Source organism: Aeromonas finlandensis, assembly GCF_000764645.1.
Classification (GTDB): Bacteria; Pseudomonadota; Gammaproteobacteria; order Enterobacterales; family Aeromonadaceae; genus Aeromonas; species Aeromonas finlandensis.
This window is the reverse complement of sequence record NZ_JRGK01000223.1, coordinates 1-836: the sequence shown is the minus strand read 5'-3', so window position 1 is coordinate 836 and position 836 is coordinate 1. Positions and strand designations below refer to the sequence as shown.

Genomic DNA, 836 nt, shown 5'->3' with positions numbered 1-836 from the left:
GTACTGAACAGCTTATACCATCAGACTATTTGACATCCGACGTCTATGATAGCTTAAAAGAAAGAGAGCTACGGGTTGGTTTGATAAAAAATAACTTACCATTCTCATTTGTGAACAATAATGGGCAATGGCAAGGTATGATAATTAGTATCTTGGATTATATATCTTTACAAACAGGGTTAAAGTTTGTTGAGGTCGCATATGATCGCTTCGATGAAGCCGAACAGGGATTATTAAATAATGAAGTTGATATTATTGGTGCGTTGGCAAGTCATGTACCTAAAGGTGCATATTTAACATCGCTTTATTATAATGCCGATGATGTGTTGGTTGAGGTTGTCGCAAAAAATATTAAGAAACATGGCAGTCATTTATATGGCGCCGCATCTTCAAATAGTCATGAAATTAATTACTCATTATTAGCTAGAGATATAGGAAACAAGTTCATTTATTTTGATACAGACTTTGATGTGCTTCGCAAATTGGAGTCAGGCTTGATAAATAAGGCGGTGGTTTCACTCTATACGGCAGAATACTATAGAAAAATATCATCAAGACCTTACAAGATAATTAAAACGATAAATAATCAAGCAATTGAGCGAGTTTTTTCTGTGCGTAATGATGATACATATCTTTTGAAAATAATTGATGCTGCACTTTCCCTCAGCTTACCATCACACTTATCAAATATTGCATATCAATGGCGATATGGTCCCAAACCTCAAGTGGGAATTTACGCCCAGTATGGGTATATAATAAAACCATTCTCTGTTATTGTCATACCATGTCTGATAATTTATTTTTATTATTCATATCGTTTGGCTAGAGTACTAAAG

General features: G+C 34.3%; 1 protein-coding gene. It reads left to right on the top strand.

The annotated features are described in order from the left end of the window. Positions 1-836, top strand: an 836-nt coding sequence (locus LD28_RS22445; RefSeq protein ID WP_156120228.1) for a transporter substrate-binding domain-containing protein, incomplete at both ends; no start/stop codon positions are given.